The sequence below is a fragment of the Haloarchaeobius amylolyticus genome, assembly GCF_042678045.1.
In the GTDB taxonomy this organism is placed as follows: domain Archaea; phylum Halobacteriota; class Halobacteria; order Halobacteriales; family Natrialbaceae; genus Natrinema; species Natrinema amylolyticus_A.
Genome location: NZ_JBHUDI010000004.1, coordinates 137,086 through 153,923 on the forward strand (window position 1 = coordinate 137,086; position 16,838 = coordinate 153,923).

The 16,838-nt window shown below is 64.6% G+C and carries 19 protein-coding genes and 1 pseudogene; 11 read left to right on the plus strand and 9 right to left on the minus strand.

The window, feature by feature from the left end:
- Positions 1-34 precede the first annotated feature (34 nt).
- The 4 genes from ACFR99_RS06900 to ACFR99_RS06915 all read left to right on the plus strand — a co-directional run bounded on the left by ACFR99_RS06900 (position 35) and on the right by ACFR99_RS06915 (position 3,613).
- Positions 35-220: an HVO_0416 family zinc finger protein gene (locus ACFR99_RS06900; protein WP_390285682.1), complete on the plus strand. Its 186-nt coding sequence runs from the start codon at positions 35-37 to the stop codon at positions 218-220.
- A gap of 154 nt (positions 221-374) precedes the next feature.
- Complete coding sequence (locus ACFR99_RS06905; RefSeq protein WP_390285684.1) at positions 375-533, plus strand: DUF7563 family protein; 159 nt, start codon at positions 375-377, stop codon at positions 531-533.
- A 63-nt stretch (positions 534-596) separates the two neighbouring features.
- Positions 597-2,468 (plus strand): UvrD-helicase domain-containing protein, encoded by a 1,872-nt coding sequence (locus ACFR99_RS06910; RefSeq protein ID WP_390285686.1) that lies wholly within the window; start codon positions 597-599, stop codon positions 2,466-2,468.
- Positions 2,465-3,613, plus strand: a complete 1,149-nt coding sequence (locus ACFR99_RS06915) for a M24 family metallopeptidase (RefSeq protein WP_390285688.1) — start codon at positions 2,465-2,467, stop codon at positions 3,611-3,613. The genes ACFR99_RS06910 and ACFR99_RS06915 overlap by 4 nt, the downstream gene beginning before the upstream one ends.
- A 259-nt stretch (positions 3,614-3,872) precedes the next feature.
- Here the strand turns inward: ACFR99_RS06915 and ACFR99_RS06920 are convergent, their stop codons facing one another.
- On the minus strand, positions 3,873-4,949 hold the full coding sequence (locus ACFR99_RS06920) for a DUF7972 family membrane protein (RefSeq protein WP_390285690.1): 1,077 nt from the start codon (positions 4,947-4,949) through the stop codon (positions 3,873-3,875).
- A gap of 122 nt (positions 4,950-5,071) precedes the next feature.
- Positions 5,072-5,332, minus strand: a complete 261-nt coding sequence (locus ACFR99_RS06925; protein WP_390285692.1) for a DUF7533 family protein — start codon at positions 5,330-5,332, stop codon at positions 5,072-5,074.
- 191 nt (positions 5,333-5,523) lie between these two features.
- Here ACFR99_RS06925 and ACFR99_RS06930 point away from each other — a divergent pair, with 191 nt between their 5' ends.
- Together ACFR99_RS06930 and ACFR99_RS06935 are read left to right on the plus strand one after the other, a co-directional pair.
- The gene (locus ACFR99_RS06930) at positions 5,524-7,584 is read left to right on the plus strand and encodes a PAS domain-containing sensor histidine kinase (RefSeq protein ID WP_390285694.1); all 2,061 of its coding nucleotides are present in this window, start codon (positions 5,524-5,526) and stop codon (positions 7,582-7,584) included.
- A 90-nt stretch (positions 7,585-7,674) separates the two neighbouring features.
- A complete protein-coding gene (locus ACFR99_RS06935; RefSeq protein ID WP_390285696.1) occupies positions 7,675-8,280 on the plus strand; it encodes a riboflavin synthase in 606 nt (201 codons plus the stop codon).
- An 8-nt stretch (positions 8,281-8,288) separates the two neighbouring features.
- On the opposite strand, the gene ACFR99_RS06940 is transcribed toward ACFR99_RS06935, so the two are convergent.
- From ACFR99_RS06940 to ACFR99_RS06950, 3 genes are all read right to left on the minus strand, one after another.
- Positions 8,289-10,337: a hypothetical protein gene (locus ACFR99_RS06940; protein ID WP_390285697.1), complete on the minus strand. Its 2,049-nt coding sequence runs from the start codon at positions 10,335-10,337 to the stop codon at positions 8,289-8,291.
- Between the two features lie 93 nt (positions 10,338-10,430).
- The gene (locus ACFR99_RS06945) at positions 10,431-11,447 is read right to left on the minus strand and encodes a PrsW family intramembrane metalloprotease (protein ID WP_390285699.1); all 1,017 of its coding nucleotides are present in this window, start codon (positions 11,445-11,447) and stop codon (positions 10,431-10,433) included.
- Between the two features lie 109 nt (positions 11,448-11,556).
- Positions 11,557-11,979, minus strand: a complete 423-nt coding sequence (locus tag ACFR99_RS06950; protein WP_390285701.1) for a DUF7522 family protein — start codon at positions 11,977-11,979, stop codon at positions 11,557-11,559.
- Positions 11,980-12,145: 166 nt separating this feature from the next.
- Here ACFR99_RS06950 and ACFR99_RS06955 point away from each other — a divergent pair, with 166 nt between their 5' ends.
- On the plus strand, positions 12,146-12,523 hold the full coding sequence (locus tag ACFR99_RS06955; RefSeq protein WP_390285703.1) for a DUF7532 family protein: 378 nt from the start codon (positions 12,146-12,148) through the stop codon (positions 12,521-12,523).
- Between the two features lie 88 nt (positions 12,524-12,611).
- Positions 12,612-14,042, plus strand: coding sequence for a ribonuclease FAU-1 family protein (locus ACFR99_RS06960; protein ID WP_390285705.1), 1,431 nt, complete (start codon positions 12,612-12,614; stop codon positions 14,040-14,042).
- Positions 14,043-14,135: 93 nt separating this feature from the next.
- On the opposite strand, the gene ACFR99_RS06965 is transcribed toward ACFR99_RS06960, so the two are convergent.
- The 4 genes and pseudogenes from ACFR99_RS06965 to ACFR99_RS06980 form a co-directional block, all read right to left on the minus strand.
- A complete protein-coding gene (locus ACFR99_RS06965; RefSeq protein ID WP_390285707.1) occupies positions 14,136-14,588 on the minus strand; it encodes an NUDIX hydrolase in 453 nt (150 codons plus the stop codon).
- 65 nt (positions 14,589-14,653) lie between these two features.
- Positions 14,654-14,782 (minus strand): annotated as a pseudogene (locus ACFR99_RS06970) (bile acid:sodium symporter family protein); the annotation flags it as partial.
- A 182-nt stretch (positions 14,783-14,964) separates the two neighbouring features.
- Positions 14,965-15,099 carry a DUF7560 family zinc ribbon protein gene (locus tag ACFR99_RS06975; RefSeq protein ID WP_390285709.1) on the minus strand — a complete coding sequence of 45 codons (135 nt, stop codon included), beginning with the start codon at positions 15,097-15,099 and terminating at the stop codon, positions 14,965-14,967.
- A 116-nt stretch (positions 15,100-15,215) separates the two neighbouring features.
- Positions 15,216-15,671 (minus strand): hypothetical protein, encoded by a 456-nt coding sequence (locus ACFR99_RS06980; RefSeq protein ID WP_390285711.1) that lies wholly within the window; start codon positions 15,669-15,671, stop codon positions 15,216-15,218.
- Between the two features lie 102 nt (positions 15,672-15,773).
- On the opposite strand from ACFR99_RS06980, the gene ACFR99_RS06985 reads away from it, so the two are divergent.
- From ACFR99_RS06985 to ACFR99_RS06995, 3 genes are all read left to right on the plus strand, one after another.
- Positions 15,774-16,118, plus strand: coding sequence for a helix-turn-helix domain-containing protein (locus tag ACFR99_RS06985; RefSeq protein WP_390285713.1), 345 nt, complete (start codon positions 15,774-15,776; stop codon positions 16,116-16,118).
- A 1-nt stretch (position 16,119) separates the two neighbouring features.
- Positions 16,120-16,440: a DUF7521 family protein gene (locus ACFR99_RS06990; protein ID WP_390285715.1), complete on the plus strand. Its 321-nt coding sequence runs from the start codon at positions 16,120-16,122 to the stop codon at positions 16,438-16,440.
- Positions 16,441-16,525: 85 nt separating this feature from the next.
- Positions 16,526-16,798: a hypothetical protein gene (locus tag ACFR99_RS06995; RefSeq protein WP_390285717.1), complete on the plus strand. Its 273-nt coding sequence runs from the start codon at positions 16,526-16,528 to the stop codon at positions 16,796-16,798.
- Positions 16,799-16,838: the final 40 nt, after the last annotated feature.

Consider the following 16,838-nt stretch of genomic DNA (forward strand, 5'->3'; position numbering starts at 1 on the left):
ACGATTTAATAGTATGGTGTGCGTTCACACACCTATGGCAACCTCACCCAACGATGCCGGTGACGACGTCATCGATCAATTCCTCGCCGATCGCGGTCACTCGGTCGAACCAGTAGGGTGGGACCAAGAGTATAACAAGAAGCAGTGTCCGGAGTGTGGCGGACTCCACGATACGTCTGCCAGTTCCTGTACCGTCTGTGGCTGGGAACCCGCGTCGTAGGACGCGCTCCTCGCTGGAGACGGGGTATACGCTGACCTTGTAATCCCCGTTTCCGACCGCCGCGTTCTGTGCAAACCACTCCTCCATCGTTTTTTATCACATACAATCGACACGGTTATATTTCAGTACTCGTGACACGATCGTGTGAGGACCTATGCCGGAATGTCAGAACTGCGGCGCGTTCGTCACCAAACGATACGCACGAGTGTTCACGCCACGGGGCGTCGACGAGCCGCGCGTCTGTCCGGACTGTCAGGACAAGATCCGCGACGGCGCTGACGTCCGCGAGGCCCGCTCTCCGCGCGATCCGTGACGGTTCGTTTCTGTCGACGAAAACCCACGTCACTTATGCGTGTCGCGCTCTTGTACAGCTACAATGGCTACGACGGATACGACGGTTACCCGCCTGTTCGGTGGTCCGGGAAGCGGGAAGACGACCGCGCTTCTCGACCACGTCGAAGATATTCTCGAGCAGGACGGCGTCACCTTCCGAGACATTCTCGTCGTCTCGTACACGCGAGCGGCTGCCCAGGAGGTCCGAGAACGACTCGCCGAGCGCCTCGGCGAGAGTCCGCGTGCGTTGCAAGGCAACGTCTGTACGATGCACGCGAAGGCCTACGAGCTGCTCGATCTCTCTCGAAGCGACGTCATTGGCGAATCTGACAAAGAGGACTTCTGTGACGAGTACGGCATCGAGTACGAGGACGAGTACTCGGGTGCCGGCCGGCGAACCGCCCGATCGACGACGATCGGGAACAAGGTCATCGCGACCAGCCAGTGGCTCCAGCGCACCAGCCGCGACGTTTCCGACTGGTACGACGTCCCCTTCCAGTGGGACGAGGAAGAGGTCCGCCTCCCACCCGAGATCGACCCCAACGCCCAGGAAGGCAACAAATACACCCCGACCTGGCCCAGCGACGACGATCGGATCGACGTCCCCGAAGCGATCCGCGCCTGGCGCTCCTACAAGGGCGAACAGGGCAAGATCGGCTTCGCCGATATGCTCGAGCGCGTCGAACAGCGCTCGCTGCTGCCCAACGTCGACTACCTCGTGATCGACGAGTTCCAGGACATCACGACCCTGCAGTACGACGTCTACGAAGAGTGGAAACCCCACATGAAGCAGGTGCTGATCGCCGGCGACGACGATCAGGTCGTCTACTCCTGGCAGGGTGCCGATCCCGCGCTCTTGCTCGAGGAAGAGGTCGACGAGGACATCATTCTCCCGAACTCCTATCGGCTGCCCTCGAACGTCCTCAACGCAGTCAATAAGGAGATCCGCCACATCGACCACCGACAGGACAAAGACCTCAAGCCCCGCAAGGAAGGCGGGGCCGTCGAGGCACGCACCAACGCGTCGATGCTCGACGTGGTTCGGATGGTGCGGCGCACGCTCGTCGAGGGTGACGGCACTATCATGGTGTTGTTCCGCGCTCGCTACCAGATGTTCCAATTCATCGACGAGTTCATCACCGAAGGTGTCCCCTTCACCTCGCTGACCGACCAGCGGATGTGGACCGACCGGCTCACCCAGTACGTCCGCGCGGTCGAAGCGATCGACGCCGGCGAGGACGTCACCGGCCTGCAGGCACGTCGGCTCGCCGACATGCTTCAGGAGTCGGCCTTCGGCACTAACGAACGCGACGACCTCTTCGACGAAATCGACGAGCGCCAGGAGGACGCCGGTATCGACGACCTCGCGGAGCTCATGATTCCGGCCGAAGTCATCACCGACCACGTGCCGTTCATGCCCGGCCCGGCCTCCGCGTCCGATATGCTCCGGAAGGTGACCAACTTCCAGAAGAAGAGCGTCCGCGCCTACTTCGCGATCGGCGAATACCAGGGGATGGACACCGACCGCGTCCGCGTCGGCACGATCCACTCTGCGAAGGGTCGCGAGGCCGACCACGTCCTCGTCGGCACCGACCTCACCGAGAAGGTCGTCGAGCAGATGGTCGCCACCGTCGACGATCCCACGGACGTCCCCCACTGCGAGGAGTTCACCAAGACGACCTCGCCGGTGCCCGTCCTGACCGACAACGAGCGCCGCGTCTTCTACGTCGGCATGTCTCGCGCCCGCGAACGGCTCGTCCTCCTCGAGAACCTCGTCGACGGCGCACCGACGCTGCCAGTCGACGTCCTGCTCAAAAACGAGCTGACGGAGCTGACCCTCGAGGAACTGATCGAGGAGGCCCAGCAGCCGGTCGAGGGATCGGACGCCGACGAGATCGAAGCCGAAGCGCCGTGACCGGTGGGAGCGACCGCGGGCTCGAGCCCGGCCGGCCAGCCGACGCGCCATCGGCGCTCGTCCGCGAGCGCCGCGACCACGCGGTCGATGTGCTGGCGTCGACGCTCGAGCACCGAGACGCGACCGCGTTCGTCCACGTCGGGATCGAGCGCGATCCGGCGATCCGGTACAGTTGCTCGTCGCCCACGAACGGCCCCGTCGCCGTCGCGTACGACGGCACCGACGGCGAGTGGCTCAGTCGCACGGCCGACGGAAGCGACGGCCATCCCGCCGCCGACCTCGCAGCGACGCTTGCAGGTCGCGGCCGCGAGGGGACGATCCTGACTCCTCCTCGCATTCCACACGACGCCGCACTCTACCTCGAGAACGCGGGATTCGAGGTGGCCTCGACGGACGCCATCGAGCGAGCGCGAGCGACGAAGACCGCCACTGAGCGCGAGCGAATCGCGGCCGTCCAGCGGGCAGCGAAAGCTGGGATTCGACGGGCTGCGTCGGTACTGGCCGACGCGACGGTCGTCGACGGCCGGCTTGCGATCACGGAAGGCGACGACGACCCCGTCCCACTGACGCCTGCTCGCGTCCGGACTGCGATCGACGAGGCGATCGTCGATGCGGGTGCGTTTCCGGCCGGGAATACGGCGGTCAATCCAAGTACTGCTCCCAACGTCGACGGCGAGGCACTCCGACCCGACGAGCCGATCGTGCTCGCGGCCACGCCCCGCGGGCCGGCCGGCTACTACGGCGGACTCGTCCGGACGCTCATCGTCGACAGCGACGGCGGCCGGGAACGACGGGTCCACGTTGCCGTCACCCAGTCGTTTCGCTCCGCGCGGTCGCTGCTGACTGCTGGTTCGGCGTCCGTCCACACCGTCGCAGCAGATCTCGAGGCTGAAGTTCGTTCGTTCGGCCTCGACGACGGCGTCGAGGCCACCGTTGCCGGCGTCGGCCTCGAGCCTCGTGAACGGCCGATCGACGGCGACGATATCGAACCCGGGGCCGTGGTCCGACTGGATGTGGCTGCCCGCGTCGACGAAATGAGCCGGCTTCGGATCGCCGACGTGCTGGTCATCACCGACGAGGGCGAGCGACCGGACCGACTCGCGGCACCCGAACACTCGCTGTCGCCGGCGGCGCTGCTCGACTGAGTTTCGGGCTCGAGTTTCGCCGGGAGTGAGTGAGACAGTACGGTTAAGACAGCTATTGACGAGGCCGGGCGTTTCTCCTCGAGTTGACAACGAGGGATCTCCACGCCCTCCCCAACCGATTCGCTCACGCTGTCTGCGTTCGCTCATCCCTCGCACGATATCTGGTCGCGACTCGCTGTTCGCTCGTCGCTCTCCAGCGCGCGCCACCGCACGGAGATCCTGCTGAAGATCCGCGCCTCGGAGTGGACGGGTTTCGTCGTCAGTCGTCGTCGCTCGCTCCCGCGTCGTAGGACGTCTCGCGGCCCGCATCGAGGACGAACGGTCCCTCTTCGGGGGTCCGTTTCGTCACGTTCGCGGCCCGGAGGACGTAGGACGTGAGCACGGCGTAGGGCGCGAGCGCAATGGTGTAGGCGAGGCTGATAAAGACCGTCAGCGGCGTGTAGCCGAGCACGGTGACGTTCGGAAACAGACCCGAATCGAGCGCGAGCAACACGTAGGTGATAAACACGATTGTCGGCAGGGAGACGGTCAACAGCGTCGTCGAGAGATCGGAGAGCTCGAGTTTGTAGTACAGCGTTTTGAAGTACTCTCGACAGATCATCAAGGTGTGGAGCGTGTCCATGATGTCCTCGATGACCCGCTTCTCGGTCGCAGTCGGCTGGTCGCCGTACTCCGTGAGCACCCGTCGTGCCTGATAGAGCTGCCACGATGAGTCGTAGTTCAGCCCGGTCAGAAGCTCGTCAGTGGACCCCTTCGGGACCCGGGAGAGCGTCGTCAGTACCTCCTCGGTGTTCGCGTGAATGTCGGCCTGGAGTCGGTCGACTTCCTCGCGGTACTCCTGGCCTGCGGCCCCCTCGAGGCGCTGTAACTCGTCTGCTTGCTCCTTGATCGACCGGAGGACGACCGCGGTGAACTGGCCCGGTCGCGCTGGACTCACGTCGACGATGTCCCGCTCCTCGAGTTGGCCCTGAAAGTCGATCGTCGTGTCGACGCGTTCGGACTGATCGCCCAGCGAGGTCAGTTCCTGCGAGATGCCGACGGCGGCGATCGAGACGACGATCGAGACCAGCAGGATCGTCCCCGACAGCAAGGTGTTGAACACCGTCTGGACCATCGTCGTCTCGCGCAGCAGGTCCTGATACTCGATGGGCCAGAGCCCGCCCATGACGAGCAACACGGCGAAGACCGCGGCGAGCAACGCGGTCGCGACCTGCTCGCGGTTCCCGTCGAACAGGAGCCACCGCTTGAGTCGGTTCTCGCTCGAGCGGTCGAGCCGCCGGCTCGAGGTGGCGATGCGATCGTGGACCGATCGGAGCAGTGACTCGCCGTCGACCATCGGTAGACGCCGAGACCGGCCACGCGTAAATAGCCATCACCGGCTGCGGTCAGCCGCTGCCCTCCCGACGCGACGCGATCGGTGCGCTCGAGCGGGCAGTACGGCGACCGAGCCACGAGACCCTACGACTCGTCGTCGGCCTCGGCTTCGGGCTCGGGCTCTTTCGCGACCGTGCCGACGACCCGCCTGGCGAGTAGTTCGGGGATGTCCGTGGGAAGCGTCAGCCAGTGTTGGACGACCACGAGTCCGACAGCGAGCCCGATCAGCGCGACGCCGAACGTCGTCTGCCCGCGAATCAACACGAGCTCGAGTCCGGCGATCGCGGCGGGCAAGGCGAGAACGAGTGTGCCTGCGAGTTTGATCGTGTCGATGATGCCGGCCATTGACGCCACGTAGAGCGGGAACAGCTAAAAACGCGACGACAGGGGTGGATCGATCGCGTCGCGTTTGTCGCGTGTCGATCCCCGTCCGACGACATTCGTTTCCGTTATACAGTATTGACTATTTACTAAAACTTTGAAATAGGTGGCGGCCCGGGTATCAGTATCGGCCCCGAGCCCGACGAACGCACGTCATGTCACGCCAATCGAGACATCGATACGAAGCGATCTGTGAAACTTCCCCTGATGCCATCCTCCTCATCGATGGCGATGGCCGGATTACCTACGCGAACGCCCGCGTGACCGACCTGTTCGGGTACGAGCCGTCCGAACTCGTCGGCAAGCCGATCGAAATCCTCGTTCCGGAGTCCGTCCGGGACGCACACGTTGCCCAGCGAGACGCATACATCGCTGATCCAGCGGTCCGTCCGATGGGCGTCAATCTCGAGCTCTCGGGCCAACGAAAGGATGGCACGGAGATTCCGGTCGACATCAGTCTGAGTCCGATCGAGACCGACGGCCAACGCGAGTTCATGGCTGCCGTCCGGGACGTCAGCGAGCAGCGGGCATTGCGCACGAAGTACCAGACGATCCTCGAGGCAGTTCCGGACGCGGTCCTCGTCGCGGACGCGGCGACGGGCGAAATCATCGAAGCGAACCGGCAGGTGGCCGACCTCACGGGATACGAACCGGACGAAATCGTCGGTGAGCCGCAGACGGCCCTCCACCCGTCGGGCGAGGAACCGTCCTACCGCGAGCTCTTTGCCAACCACGTTGGGTCCGGCCAGTCGATTTTCACCCAGTTTCCGGATGGGTCCGACATCTACGTCGAAACCAAAGACGGCGAGCAGGTTCCGGTCGAGATCAACGCCCACACCTTCGAACTGCAGGACCAACAGTTGATCGCGGGCGCTTTCCGCGACGTGACGGCCCGGAAAGAGTACGAGCGACAGCTCCAGGCGCTTCACACGGCGACGCGCTGGCTGATGGAGGCCGACGACAGCGAGGAAATCGCACGGCTCGTCGCCGACGCTGCGCGGACGATCCTCGGCTACGAGCACAACGTCGTCCGACTCGTCGACGACACGCACCTGCGGCCGGTCGCCGTCACCGAGTCAGCGGAAACGGAGATGGGTGCGCGGCCGGATTACCCGGTCGACGGCGACTCGCCGGCGAGTCGGGCCTACCGACGCGGTGAGTCGATCCGGTACGACGACGTCCGGTCGCTCGAGGACGACTACGATCGTGGCGAGGCCCACGCCGCGATGTACCTCCCGCTCGGTGACCACGGCGTGATCAGTATCGTCGATCCCGACGCTGGCGCGTTCGACCAGTCGGACGAGGACCTCGCCTTCGTGTTGTCGCTGAACGCCGAAATCGCGCTCAACCGACTCGCGTACGAACAGGAACTCGAGCGCCAGAACGAACGGTTAGACGAGTTCGCGAGCGTCGTCGCCCACGATCTTCGCAACCCCCTGAACGTCGCCCAGGGCCTGCTCGCGACCGCGCAAACGGAATCCGACCTCGAGCACGGAGACGAACTCGACGACGTCCTCGATCGGATGGCGGGGATTATCGACGACGTGCTGACGATGGTCCGGTGTGGCTACGACCTCGAGTCGGTCGACGAGCTCGCGTTCGGTGACGTCGTCACGTCCTGTTGGGACACCGTGGCGACCGGGAATGCGTCGCTACAGGTCGCATCCGACGGGCGCTTCTACGCCGACTCGAGCCGCATCCGGAACCTGTTCGAGAACCTGTTCCGAAACGCCGTGGAGCATGGCTCCACGAGCCCTCCCTCGCAAGCTCGGCAGGACGCTGTGGAACGGAGTTCAACAAGCCCTGACTCGCAAGCTCGGCAGGACGCTGTGGAACGGAGTTCAACAAGCCCTGACTCGCAAGCTCGGCAGGACGCTGTGGAACGGAGTTCAACAAGCCCTGACTCGCAAGCTCGGCAGGACGCCGTCGAGCACGGCGGCGACGGCGTCACCGTGACCGTCGGCCTCGTCGACGACGGGTTTTACGTCGGTGACGACGGCCCTGGCATTCCACCGGACGAGCGCGATCGCGTCCTCGAACCTGGCTGGACCACGAACGCCGATGGGACCGGGCTCGGCCTGAATATCGTCCGCGAGATCGCCCAGGCCCACGGGTGGGACGTCGACGTCACCGAAAGCGCAGCCGGCGGTGCCCGGTTCGAGTTCTCCGGCGTGCGAACTGCCGTCGGCGACGAGTCGGTCACGCCACCGTCCTGAGGCCAGCCCCGGCCGTGAGCACACCCGGACGTAGCTCCGCCGTCGGTTGGACCCGGAACGGCTTTCTCCCACCGCCCGCCAGTTGTAGATATGTTTACGGGGATCGTCGAGGAGACCGGCGAGATCGTCGCCCGAGAACGAACCGCCGACGGCCTCCGACTGCGGATCGGGGCCGACGACGTCGCCACGGGACTCGAGCACGGCCAGAGTATCAGCGTCAGCGGCGCGTGTCTCACCGTCGAGCGATACGACGAGGGCGCGTGGTTCGAGGTCTTCCTGGCGACCGAGACCGTCGAGCGGACGTATCTGGGCGACCTCGAGACGGGCGATGTGGTCAATCTCGAGCGGGCGATGCCGGCCGACGGCCGGTTCGACGGCCACGTCGTCCAGGGCCACGTCGACGCGGTCGCGACGGTGACGAACGTCGAGTCGGTCGAGGAAGACTGGTTCTTCGAGTTCGAACTGCCAGAAAAGTACGACCGCTACGTCGTCGAGAAGGGCTCGATCACGCTCGATGGGATCAGCCTCACCGTCGCCGATCTCGACGCGGACGCTGGTCGGGTGACCGTCGCGATCATTCCGACGACCTACGAGCTGACCACGCTCTCCGAGAAGGAACCCGGCGATCCGGTTCACCTCGAGGTCGACGTGCTCGCGAAGTACGTCGAGCGGCTGCTCGAGACCCGCTTCGAGTAGCTGACGATCTATTCGCCGCCCGCATCCAGTCGTCGCTGACACGCTTCGAGCAGCCCGATCTGGAGTTCGAGAAGCTCCGCAACCTCCTCGTCCCCCACCTCGACCCGTTCGTCGAGCCGGCCCCGCAGCACTTGGATCCGATCGAGGTAGGCTGCGAGCTGTTCGGCGAGTTCCGCCTCTTCCGGCTGGGTGTGTCCGTCTTCGAATTCGGCGACCGCCTCGTCCAGTTCGGCAACTGCCTCGTCCAGCGACTGTCGCTGCTCGCGGGACGCGCTGGGTTCTGTGCCCGTCATCGCAGTGACGGCGTCGAAGTAGCCTCTGGTGGCCGCGTGCGCAGCCTCGAGCCCCTGTCGCTGGGCGATCAGGGGAACCTCGACGGCACCCCGAGCGGCGCGTTGCTGGACGGCAAGGCTCCGCCGGAGTAGCTCTTCTTCCTGTGCCATCGCCGCTCGCTGTGCGGCGAGCGTGGCCGCCAGCGGTGATCTCGAGCCATGCCGGTCCTGGCTGCGTTCGATACTAGCCGCACCTGGTTCGTCAGCCGGGGGTTCATCCATCGGCCCGCCGGTCCCTCGGTCCATCGCTGTGGTACCCTCCGGCACGGTTTCACGGACAGCAGTTTCGGCTCCCGACTCGGCGTCGCTCTCCGGATCAGCAACCGCGTCAGGATCGATCTCGGCAGCTGAATCGCTGCTCCTCGCGGTCGTCGCGCTGTCGGTTTTCAACTCGGTTTCCGGGCGCGGATCCCCCGGGGCGGACGAGCGAACGTCGACGCTGGGGTCGCGTTCCGTTTCCGGACGAGCATCCGTCGTCGGTTCCGACTGGGAGTCGGTTTCCCTCACCGATTCGATATCGACACCTCGGTCCAGTTCGTCGACCAGATCCATCGATTCGGTCTCACTCGCTCCGCCAGCGGTCTCGGGGGTCTCGGTCTCGCCCGCCTCTGTAGCTGACCCGAGATCGACGCCGGGTTCTATCTCGTCGGCGATGTCGGTAGTTTCCCCGGATGCGGTTGCCCCCTCACTCCCGCTCCGCTCCTCGGATTCGGTGGGGTCGATGGCCGATTCGATGTCGACGCCCCGGTCCAGTTCGGTGGCCGGATCCGCCTCCGCTGTCTCGGTTTCGTCCGCGGTGTCCCCGGCCGGATTCGCCGCCTCGGCAGGTTCCGTTCCCGTCGTCACTGGGCTGTTTTCGGTCGCTTCCGTCTCCGACGTTTCTTCCATTGGCGCGTCCTGAACGCTCGCTCCGTCCGCCGATCCGGTTTCGCTCATCGAGTCGAGCGACGCCGGCGTTTCGGCACTCTCCTGTGAGTCCGTTTCATCGCTCGTTCCGGTCGTGACCTGTCGGTCGGGTTCGTCCGCCGTGTCAGTCGCGGAGCTCTCGTCAGACACGCCCGTCGGCTCGTCGGTGACCCCGTCGTCGGTTTCCAACTCGTCGATCGCGTCAGTCTCCACAGCCGTCTCGGTTTCCCCGGTTATATCTCCAGTCTCGCTCGTGTCGGCTTCCTCGAGTCCATTGGACGCGTCTGGCTCGCCAGCTCGCTCGGTTGCGGTCCGTCTCGCTGGTTCGGCCGTTTCGCCAGCAATATCGCGTTTCGCAGCCTCGCCGATCTCCTCGGCGAGTTCGTCTCCGAAATCTCGCTCTTCGGCAGTGTCGGATTCGGGTCCGGTTCCGTGAGTGGCGTCGGCCGATTCGTCGATATCAGTGGGGAGGCCCTGTTTGTCGACGCGTGTGTCTGGATCTGGCCGGGTTCCGATCGATTTGGCGGGACTGGAATCTGTCGACTCGGCCGGCGTTCCCAACTCCTCCTCGATCTCGTTGACTGATGCCGCCTCGAGCTGGATCGTCTCGCTCGAGATGTCGGCGATGCTGTCCGCGCGGATCACGACGGTATCTGAGGGCTGTTTCCAGCCGAGTGTGGCCCTGATCGAGTCGAGGATGCCGGCGCGGGGCTCGATGTGTGCGGTGTCGTCCTCGACCGCTGTGACGGTCCCAACCTCCTCCCCGGTTGCGGTCTCGACGGTCTTGTCGATATCGTCGTCGGTGAACGTCGTGCTCATGCGTTGTGCTCCGGTGCCCGAGAAAAGTCCCTGCTGCCTGCACTGGCCGCGTGGCCAGCAGCTGTTGTAGGTCGGACCGTCACCGAGGCGCAGTCACTGCCGTGGCGGATCGAACTCGGTCAACTCCGGCCGGGCGTCGCTGTCGACGTCTACCCTGGCGGCCCGATAGGCCCGGCGATAGCGATCGATCTTGCGATAGAGGTAGTAGCCGATCATGAGGTCGTAGCCGATCACGTAGCCGACGAACGCGAGTCCGAAGCTGATCGGGAGGAATTCGGTGAGCATGTCGGGGACGATGCCGACCGTGACGTTGTACGTCCCGTGGACGAACGCGGCGACGAGCAGCCCCTTGAGGACGATCGAGCCGGCGTACTCGCGGTTGAACTTCGCCAGGCCGAGGTAGTAGCCCGCGATGGCCGAGTAGATGACGTGACCGGGACCAGCCAGTGCACGGACCGTCGCGATCCCGCTTGCGGTGACGAAGACGTTCACTTCGGGGTTCGCCTCGCCGATGACCCGACTGATGTAGATCGCGTTTTCGATGGCCGCAAAGCCGAGTCCGGCGACGGCCCCGTAGACCGCCCCATCGATGACGGCGGTGAAGCTGTCGCTCCGGTAGGCGAACACGTGGACGGCGAGGAGCTTGACCGTCTCCTCGACGGGGCCGACGATCAGGTAGAAAAAGAGCACGCCACTGCCGAGTCCGAGAACCACCTGGCTGAGCGAGTTGATCAGGGCCGCAAACGTCGCGAACAGGACCGCGAGCAGAAAGGTCGCGACGAGCAAGCCCAGCGGCTCGCTCGTCGTAATATCGGCATACCAGATGTACGCTGCGAGCAATCCCGCGGGGACGACCGAGAGCCCGAAGAAGACCGAAACGAACGGGTCCTCGAGGACGACTGCGATCGGGGTGACGAGTAACGAGATGGTGATCACGATGGCGGTCAGCAGGACGAGCGCACGGAGCCCGTAGCTAACCGTATTGTAGAGCGTGTACGCGATCAAATCGACGGCTGATCGCGGCTCCCACGTCGAGATATCGTAGAGATCGATCGTTCCGTCGTCGCTTCGATCTTCGGCTCGCTCGACCGGGTCGCGCCTACGCTGCATGGCCATGCGTTCGAGCGCTGGCCCGGTATAGGTTCGGCAACCGGCGACGCCGCGCTCGCGTCGCCGATCTCAGTCTATTGCAGCCGTCGCAATGTCGCTCGAGGACGGACTACTCCTCGAGCAGCCGCTGGATCGCGACCGCGGCGTCTTCGAACGCGTTGACGTCCATGCTGTCGATCGTCAACAGGACGCCGACGTCACGCTGGAGTACCCTGACGACGAATCCGTTCTCGTGGAACCGGACGGTAAACTCGTAGTCACCGATGTCCGAATCGCTCTCTCTGCGGGCGATCGTCGTCCGGACGGGGACCTCGGAGAACCCGGCCTGTTCGAACTCGACCAGTTGCGCTTTGGCATCGCGGGCTGACGCCCGCGAGTCATAGAGGTCCTGCCGGAGATACAGGATGTCGAACGCTGACGGCGTGAAGTAGATCACGCTCCGAAGCGTGTCGCCAAGACTGGTCCGTGCTGCGCTGATGATACCGGTTGCCAGTTCGTCGTCGAGGTTCGTTCTGTAGAGTTCGCCACTCATGATGATTGTTGGCAACCGCCAGTATCAAACATTTCGCCTACAGTAATGGTGAACGGACGACAGCTAGACTGATCGGTGCCGGCAGACACGGTGGTCTGGGGCCGCTCGACGCAGCGACCGGCACGAACTCGGAATGATCAAAGGGCTCCCGACCCAACCGGCGGCTATGCATTTCGATCAGCGAACCCAGCAGGCGCTTCGCGACGTCGGCCTCGAGACCGACGACCTCCGGGCCGCCTCGGAGGCCGTCGTCGAGGCCGTCGCCGAGGACGCGGCGGCGCTCGAGGAGTTCTTCGACGAGCACGACACCGTCTACTCCGATATGGACATGGCGCACTCGAGTGCCGACTATCCGGAACACACCGTCGACTACGCCGACATCACGACTCACGCCGCCGAGATGCGTGGCTGGCTCCGGTTCGACACGTGGGGCGTCTCCATCGAGGACGGTCGGTTGCTCGACGATGGGTCCGTCGAACTCACCCTCGGGCCGACGATCGACGACCGGGTGCGGTTCGCACCCGACCGCGAGACGTTGCGGTGATCGCCGTGCTTGAGGCACGGATTGGATCGCGCTCGAGCGATCCACGGCGGTGGACCGACCCACGATCCGCGGCGGGGGAGAGTGACCGATGACGACGGCTCGCGTCCGCGGGATCTACACGACTGCGGTCACGCAGTTGCTGAGCGAGGCCGACTACGAGGTCGTCCAGGCCTCCGACCCGATCCGGGAGCGGTTCGACCAGTCGTTCGACACCGTTCCGGCCAACGTCTCGATCGAGACCACCCGCGATCGACAGGGCGTCGAGATCTCGGGCGACGCTGATGCGGCCGAGACGGCCGCAGGCGAACTCGAGGGCCTCGCCATCGATACCTTCCGCTGGGACGACGACGTCCCTCGTGGCGCGGTCTTCGATGCCGAAGTGCTCGAGGCCGACGGCGGCAGCGGTGCCGTCGTCGACCTCGGCGACGGCCGGCGTGGCTATCTCTCGTACGACGACGTCGACGGTTACGTCGACGCCGGCAACCGCTACCGGGTGCAAGTCACTGAGCCCACGCCGCCGTGGGACGACGACCGGCCGCGGGTGCAGCCGACCCTCGAGGTGCAGGATGGGCTCTGTACCCTTTCGCGTGATCGGACCGGCGTCTCGGCGGCGATGCGCGGCGAGCGCGCGGACGAACTCGTCGGCATGACGGACTTGCTCTCGGTCGAGGTTCCCGACGGCTGGGGGGTCCGATGGCAACACGCCGCGGCCGACGCGGACCTCGAGGCGATGGGGACCGCCCTCGAGGACGCGGCCGATCGCGCACGCCTGCTCGAGGATGCCCTCGCCGACGCGCCCGACGTGCCGGGCGAGCCGGCCCGCCTCGCGACACCGCAGCGAACCACGTGGGTCTGGTTCGGCCGCCAGTCCCGGTTCGCGCTCGATGGGGTCCGCCGGCGCGTAGAGACGACGATGCCGGGCCATCATCGGACGAAGGCGGCCGATCGCGCCGCGAGCGCGGCGGTCGACTTCGCGGAGGCGGTCTGTGGCTCGGTCGACAGCGATGCTGACGCTGACGACTTCCCGTTTGCGGCCGTCTCTCGACAGTTCGGGCCCACGTCCGGCGAGCGAATCGAGATCGGCCACGGCAAACCCGACGGCCGACGCATCTCGCTCGGGCGCGGCGAGGTCACCGACTGGGATCCCGAGGGGAAGGTGACCCTCGAGCGCTCGATGCGCGGGGGCGGCAGCTACGACGCGCTCGGCACTCCCAAGGAAGATGGCGACGTGGCAGTGACGAAGTTCCGCGAGGGTCGGTGGTGGTATCCGACGACGTACAAAGCCGCTGACGGCACGTCGAAGGGGACCTACGTCAACGTCTGTACGCCGGTCGAACTCTTTCCGGACTGCGTTCGGTATGTCGACCTCTATGTCGACGTGATCCGCCGGCCCGACGGAACGGTCGAGATCGTCGACGCCGACGAACTCGAGGACGCCGTCGATGCTGGGCTGGTATCCAACGAACTGGCCGCAAAAGCGATGGACGTTGCGGAAGCCGTCGAGCGCGCGCTCTCGTAGGACGGCCGCTCTCATACGGACTCCTGTCAGTCTGTTTTGGTGCACCCGCGACCGCTCTGCGGGTGCACCGGCAACTCGGTACAGCAGCCCATATCAGTCCGACGCGCTCGAGACCGCTTCGGTTCGGGACGCGATCGGCAGCAGGTCGACGTACTCGTCGAGCTCGAGCGCGAACTCCCGCGTGTCCGTCGGCCGGACCCAGCGGAACGCGAACTCGGCGCCGTGTTCGCCCCCGCCATCGGTGACGGTGTGGGTCCACCGGTCGCGTGGCTCGTAGACCGTCGCGTGAAAGAAGTGGCGGACGTACCGTCTGCCCTCGCGCCGCCGCCAGACGTCGGTCGTCAGGTGACGTGTCTCACTCAGCGTACTGAGTCCGCTCTCCTCGCGGACCTCCCTGAACAGCGCCTGCCGCGGCGACTCGCCGGACTCGAGGGTCCCTTTCGGGATCTGTAGGCCATCGTGTCCCGGCCCCTCGAAGACCAGAAGCTCGCCCGTTCCGCGAGTGATGTAAGCACACGCCTTCTGGACGTACGTTACGTCAGACATGGTATGAGATAACACACAACCAAGTCGTAAAAGCCTATGTTGGAGGATGTTAAAGGAAACTAAGGAATGTATGGCCGGATCGGCGTGAACGTCTCGGGAGAATACAATGCTAGCGGCGAGACGATCAGCACCCAGAGGACGAATTATTTGCTCGTGAACTCACCAATCCATTCCAGCGAAGATTGCAAGGCAATTCGACTGTCACCGTGATAGACACGATCCGTTGTCGGTGTGTCCCGGCTATGAAGGCTCTGGCTTCCGTGTCCGGTCGGAAGCTCGCTCGCCATCCAGTGCTCGAGCGCCCGTCGATGGGTCGATTCGCCGGAGTTCGCGCCGGTCGGTCGCACTCGATCGCCGTTTGCCGCTCGGTTCGTGGTCACGTCGCGAAGTGATCCGCGGTCACCGATCGTCCACAGACGGGACAGCCGTTCACAAGCGTCGCGTCGCGCATCGGATCGGTGACCGGAATCTCTCGGCCGCAATCCGGACAGGTAAATTCGTATGATGTCATAGGCCTGAATAGTACTCCTTCACCTAGAACATGGTCTGCACGCGAGATAGGGAACGAGCCCAGATATAGAGGGCTGTATATAAGTGATACTCGGCTCGCGCTCGAACGGATGTCCCTCACGCTCCCCAGAGATTCGCCGCGACGAACGCAACTTGAACGAACACGAGCATCAGCAGGGTTGCCAGCGCACACAGTTCGTAGACGGGCCGGACGAGGTCACCGGTTGCGTCGAACGCACCGATGCGCTCGAGGCTAATGCGCAGCGCCCAGAAGCCGACGTACGTCACCGCGATGAAGATCGGAAACGCGGCCAGCACGAGCGGCGTGGGAGCGTGTTCGGGCCCGTAGTAGGTGCCGATGCTCCAGCGGATTCGGACGCTGTCCCCGAGTGCGGGAGCGGCAGCGAGGCTCACCGCGACGCTCGCAAGCACGACGAGTAGTCCACCACTCCCAGTTGGTCGAAGCCGACCGCCAGCGGGGTCTGCTGCCGAGGATGCGAGCCACGTCGTGATGCGGCGAGTCCGTTCGACGAGTCGATCGAGCGTGCCCGACGAGCGGGTCGATGGCGTCATATTCCGACTGACGAGGCGAGACGGGAAAACTCGGCTCGCACGACTGCAGCGGCTGCAGTGGCGATAACCCCTTTATGTCTCTTCTCTGTACACTCTCCAACCGTGAGTGAGGAGGTCGACGTCGAGACGATCGGGGCCTTGCTCGAGGACCCGACGGTGCGTACGATCCTCACCCAGACGAGCCAGGAACCCATGTCAGCGACCACCTTGAGCGAGCACTGCGAGGCGTCGAAACCCACGGTGTACCGGCGATTAGAGGACCTCCGCGAGTGTGGTCTCCTCGTTGAGCGAACCAAACCGGATCCTGATCGGGGTCACCACCGAACCGTCTACGCGACGAACCTCGAGCGGATCACGGTCGAACTCGAGGACGGAGGGTTGACGCTGCACATCGACCGCCGCGAAGACATCGCCGACCGCTTTACGAGACTCATCGAGGGGATGTAACGTGCAGGGACCGATACAGCTCTGGGAGCCCGCGCTGCCGCCGGAGTGGGTCACGACGTTCGTGCAAGCGACCGACGTGCTGAGCGCGCTCATCGGGCTGTTCATCGCCTACCAGGCCTATCGAGGCTACCGACGAAACGACAGTCGGCCGATGTTATTCATCGCCATCGGATTCGCACTGACACTTGCGGTTCCGTTCCTGTTACTGTTGTTCTACGTGGTGCTGCCGTTCGTTTCCGAGTCGCTGGCCGCCGTCCTCAGCCAGACGAGTCAGCTCTGTGGGCTGGTCGTGATCCTGTACGCGCTTCGAATGCCGACGTGACCGCACCGGACTGAGTTGTGCGACCCGTCGCGAGAGCGACCGGACAGGATAAACCGTTACATCATGGCATCACATACCATTACCTATGAGTTCACTCAACGAGGAGATGGCCGACGTGCGGGCGGACATCGACGATGTCAGAACACAGCTTCGCGATGACGTACCAGAATTTTTCGAGTTCGACGTGACGGTCGGCAACATCACGTACAACGCCAACAGCAACAGCGTCTCTATCACCGTCGAACCGAGCGCTCGAGCGCGAGAGCAACTCTCCGAGCAGTTAGGCGGCGTCGACGTAAAGACGGACGGAAGCCTCGTGTTCGAGTTCCGACTCGTGAACTCGTCGGGCGACGAATAGGCACAGCGGCGGACGTGGCCGCTCGAGCCTGCCGTGCCTG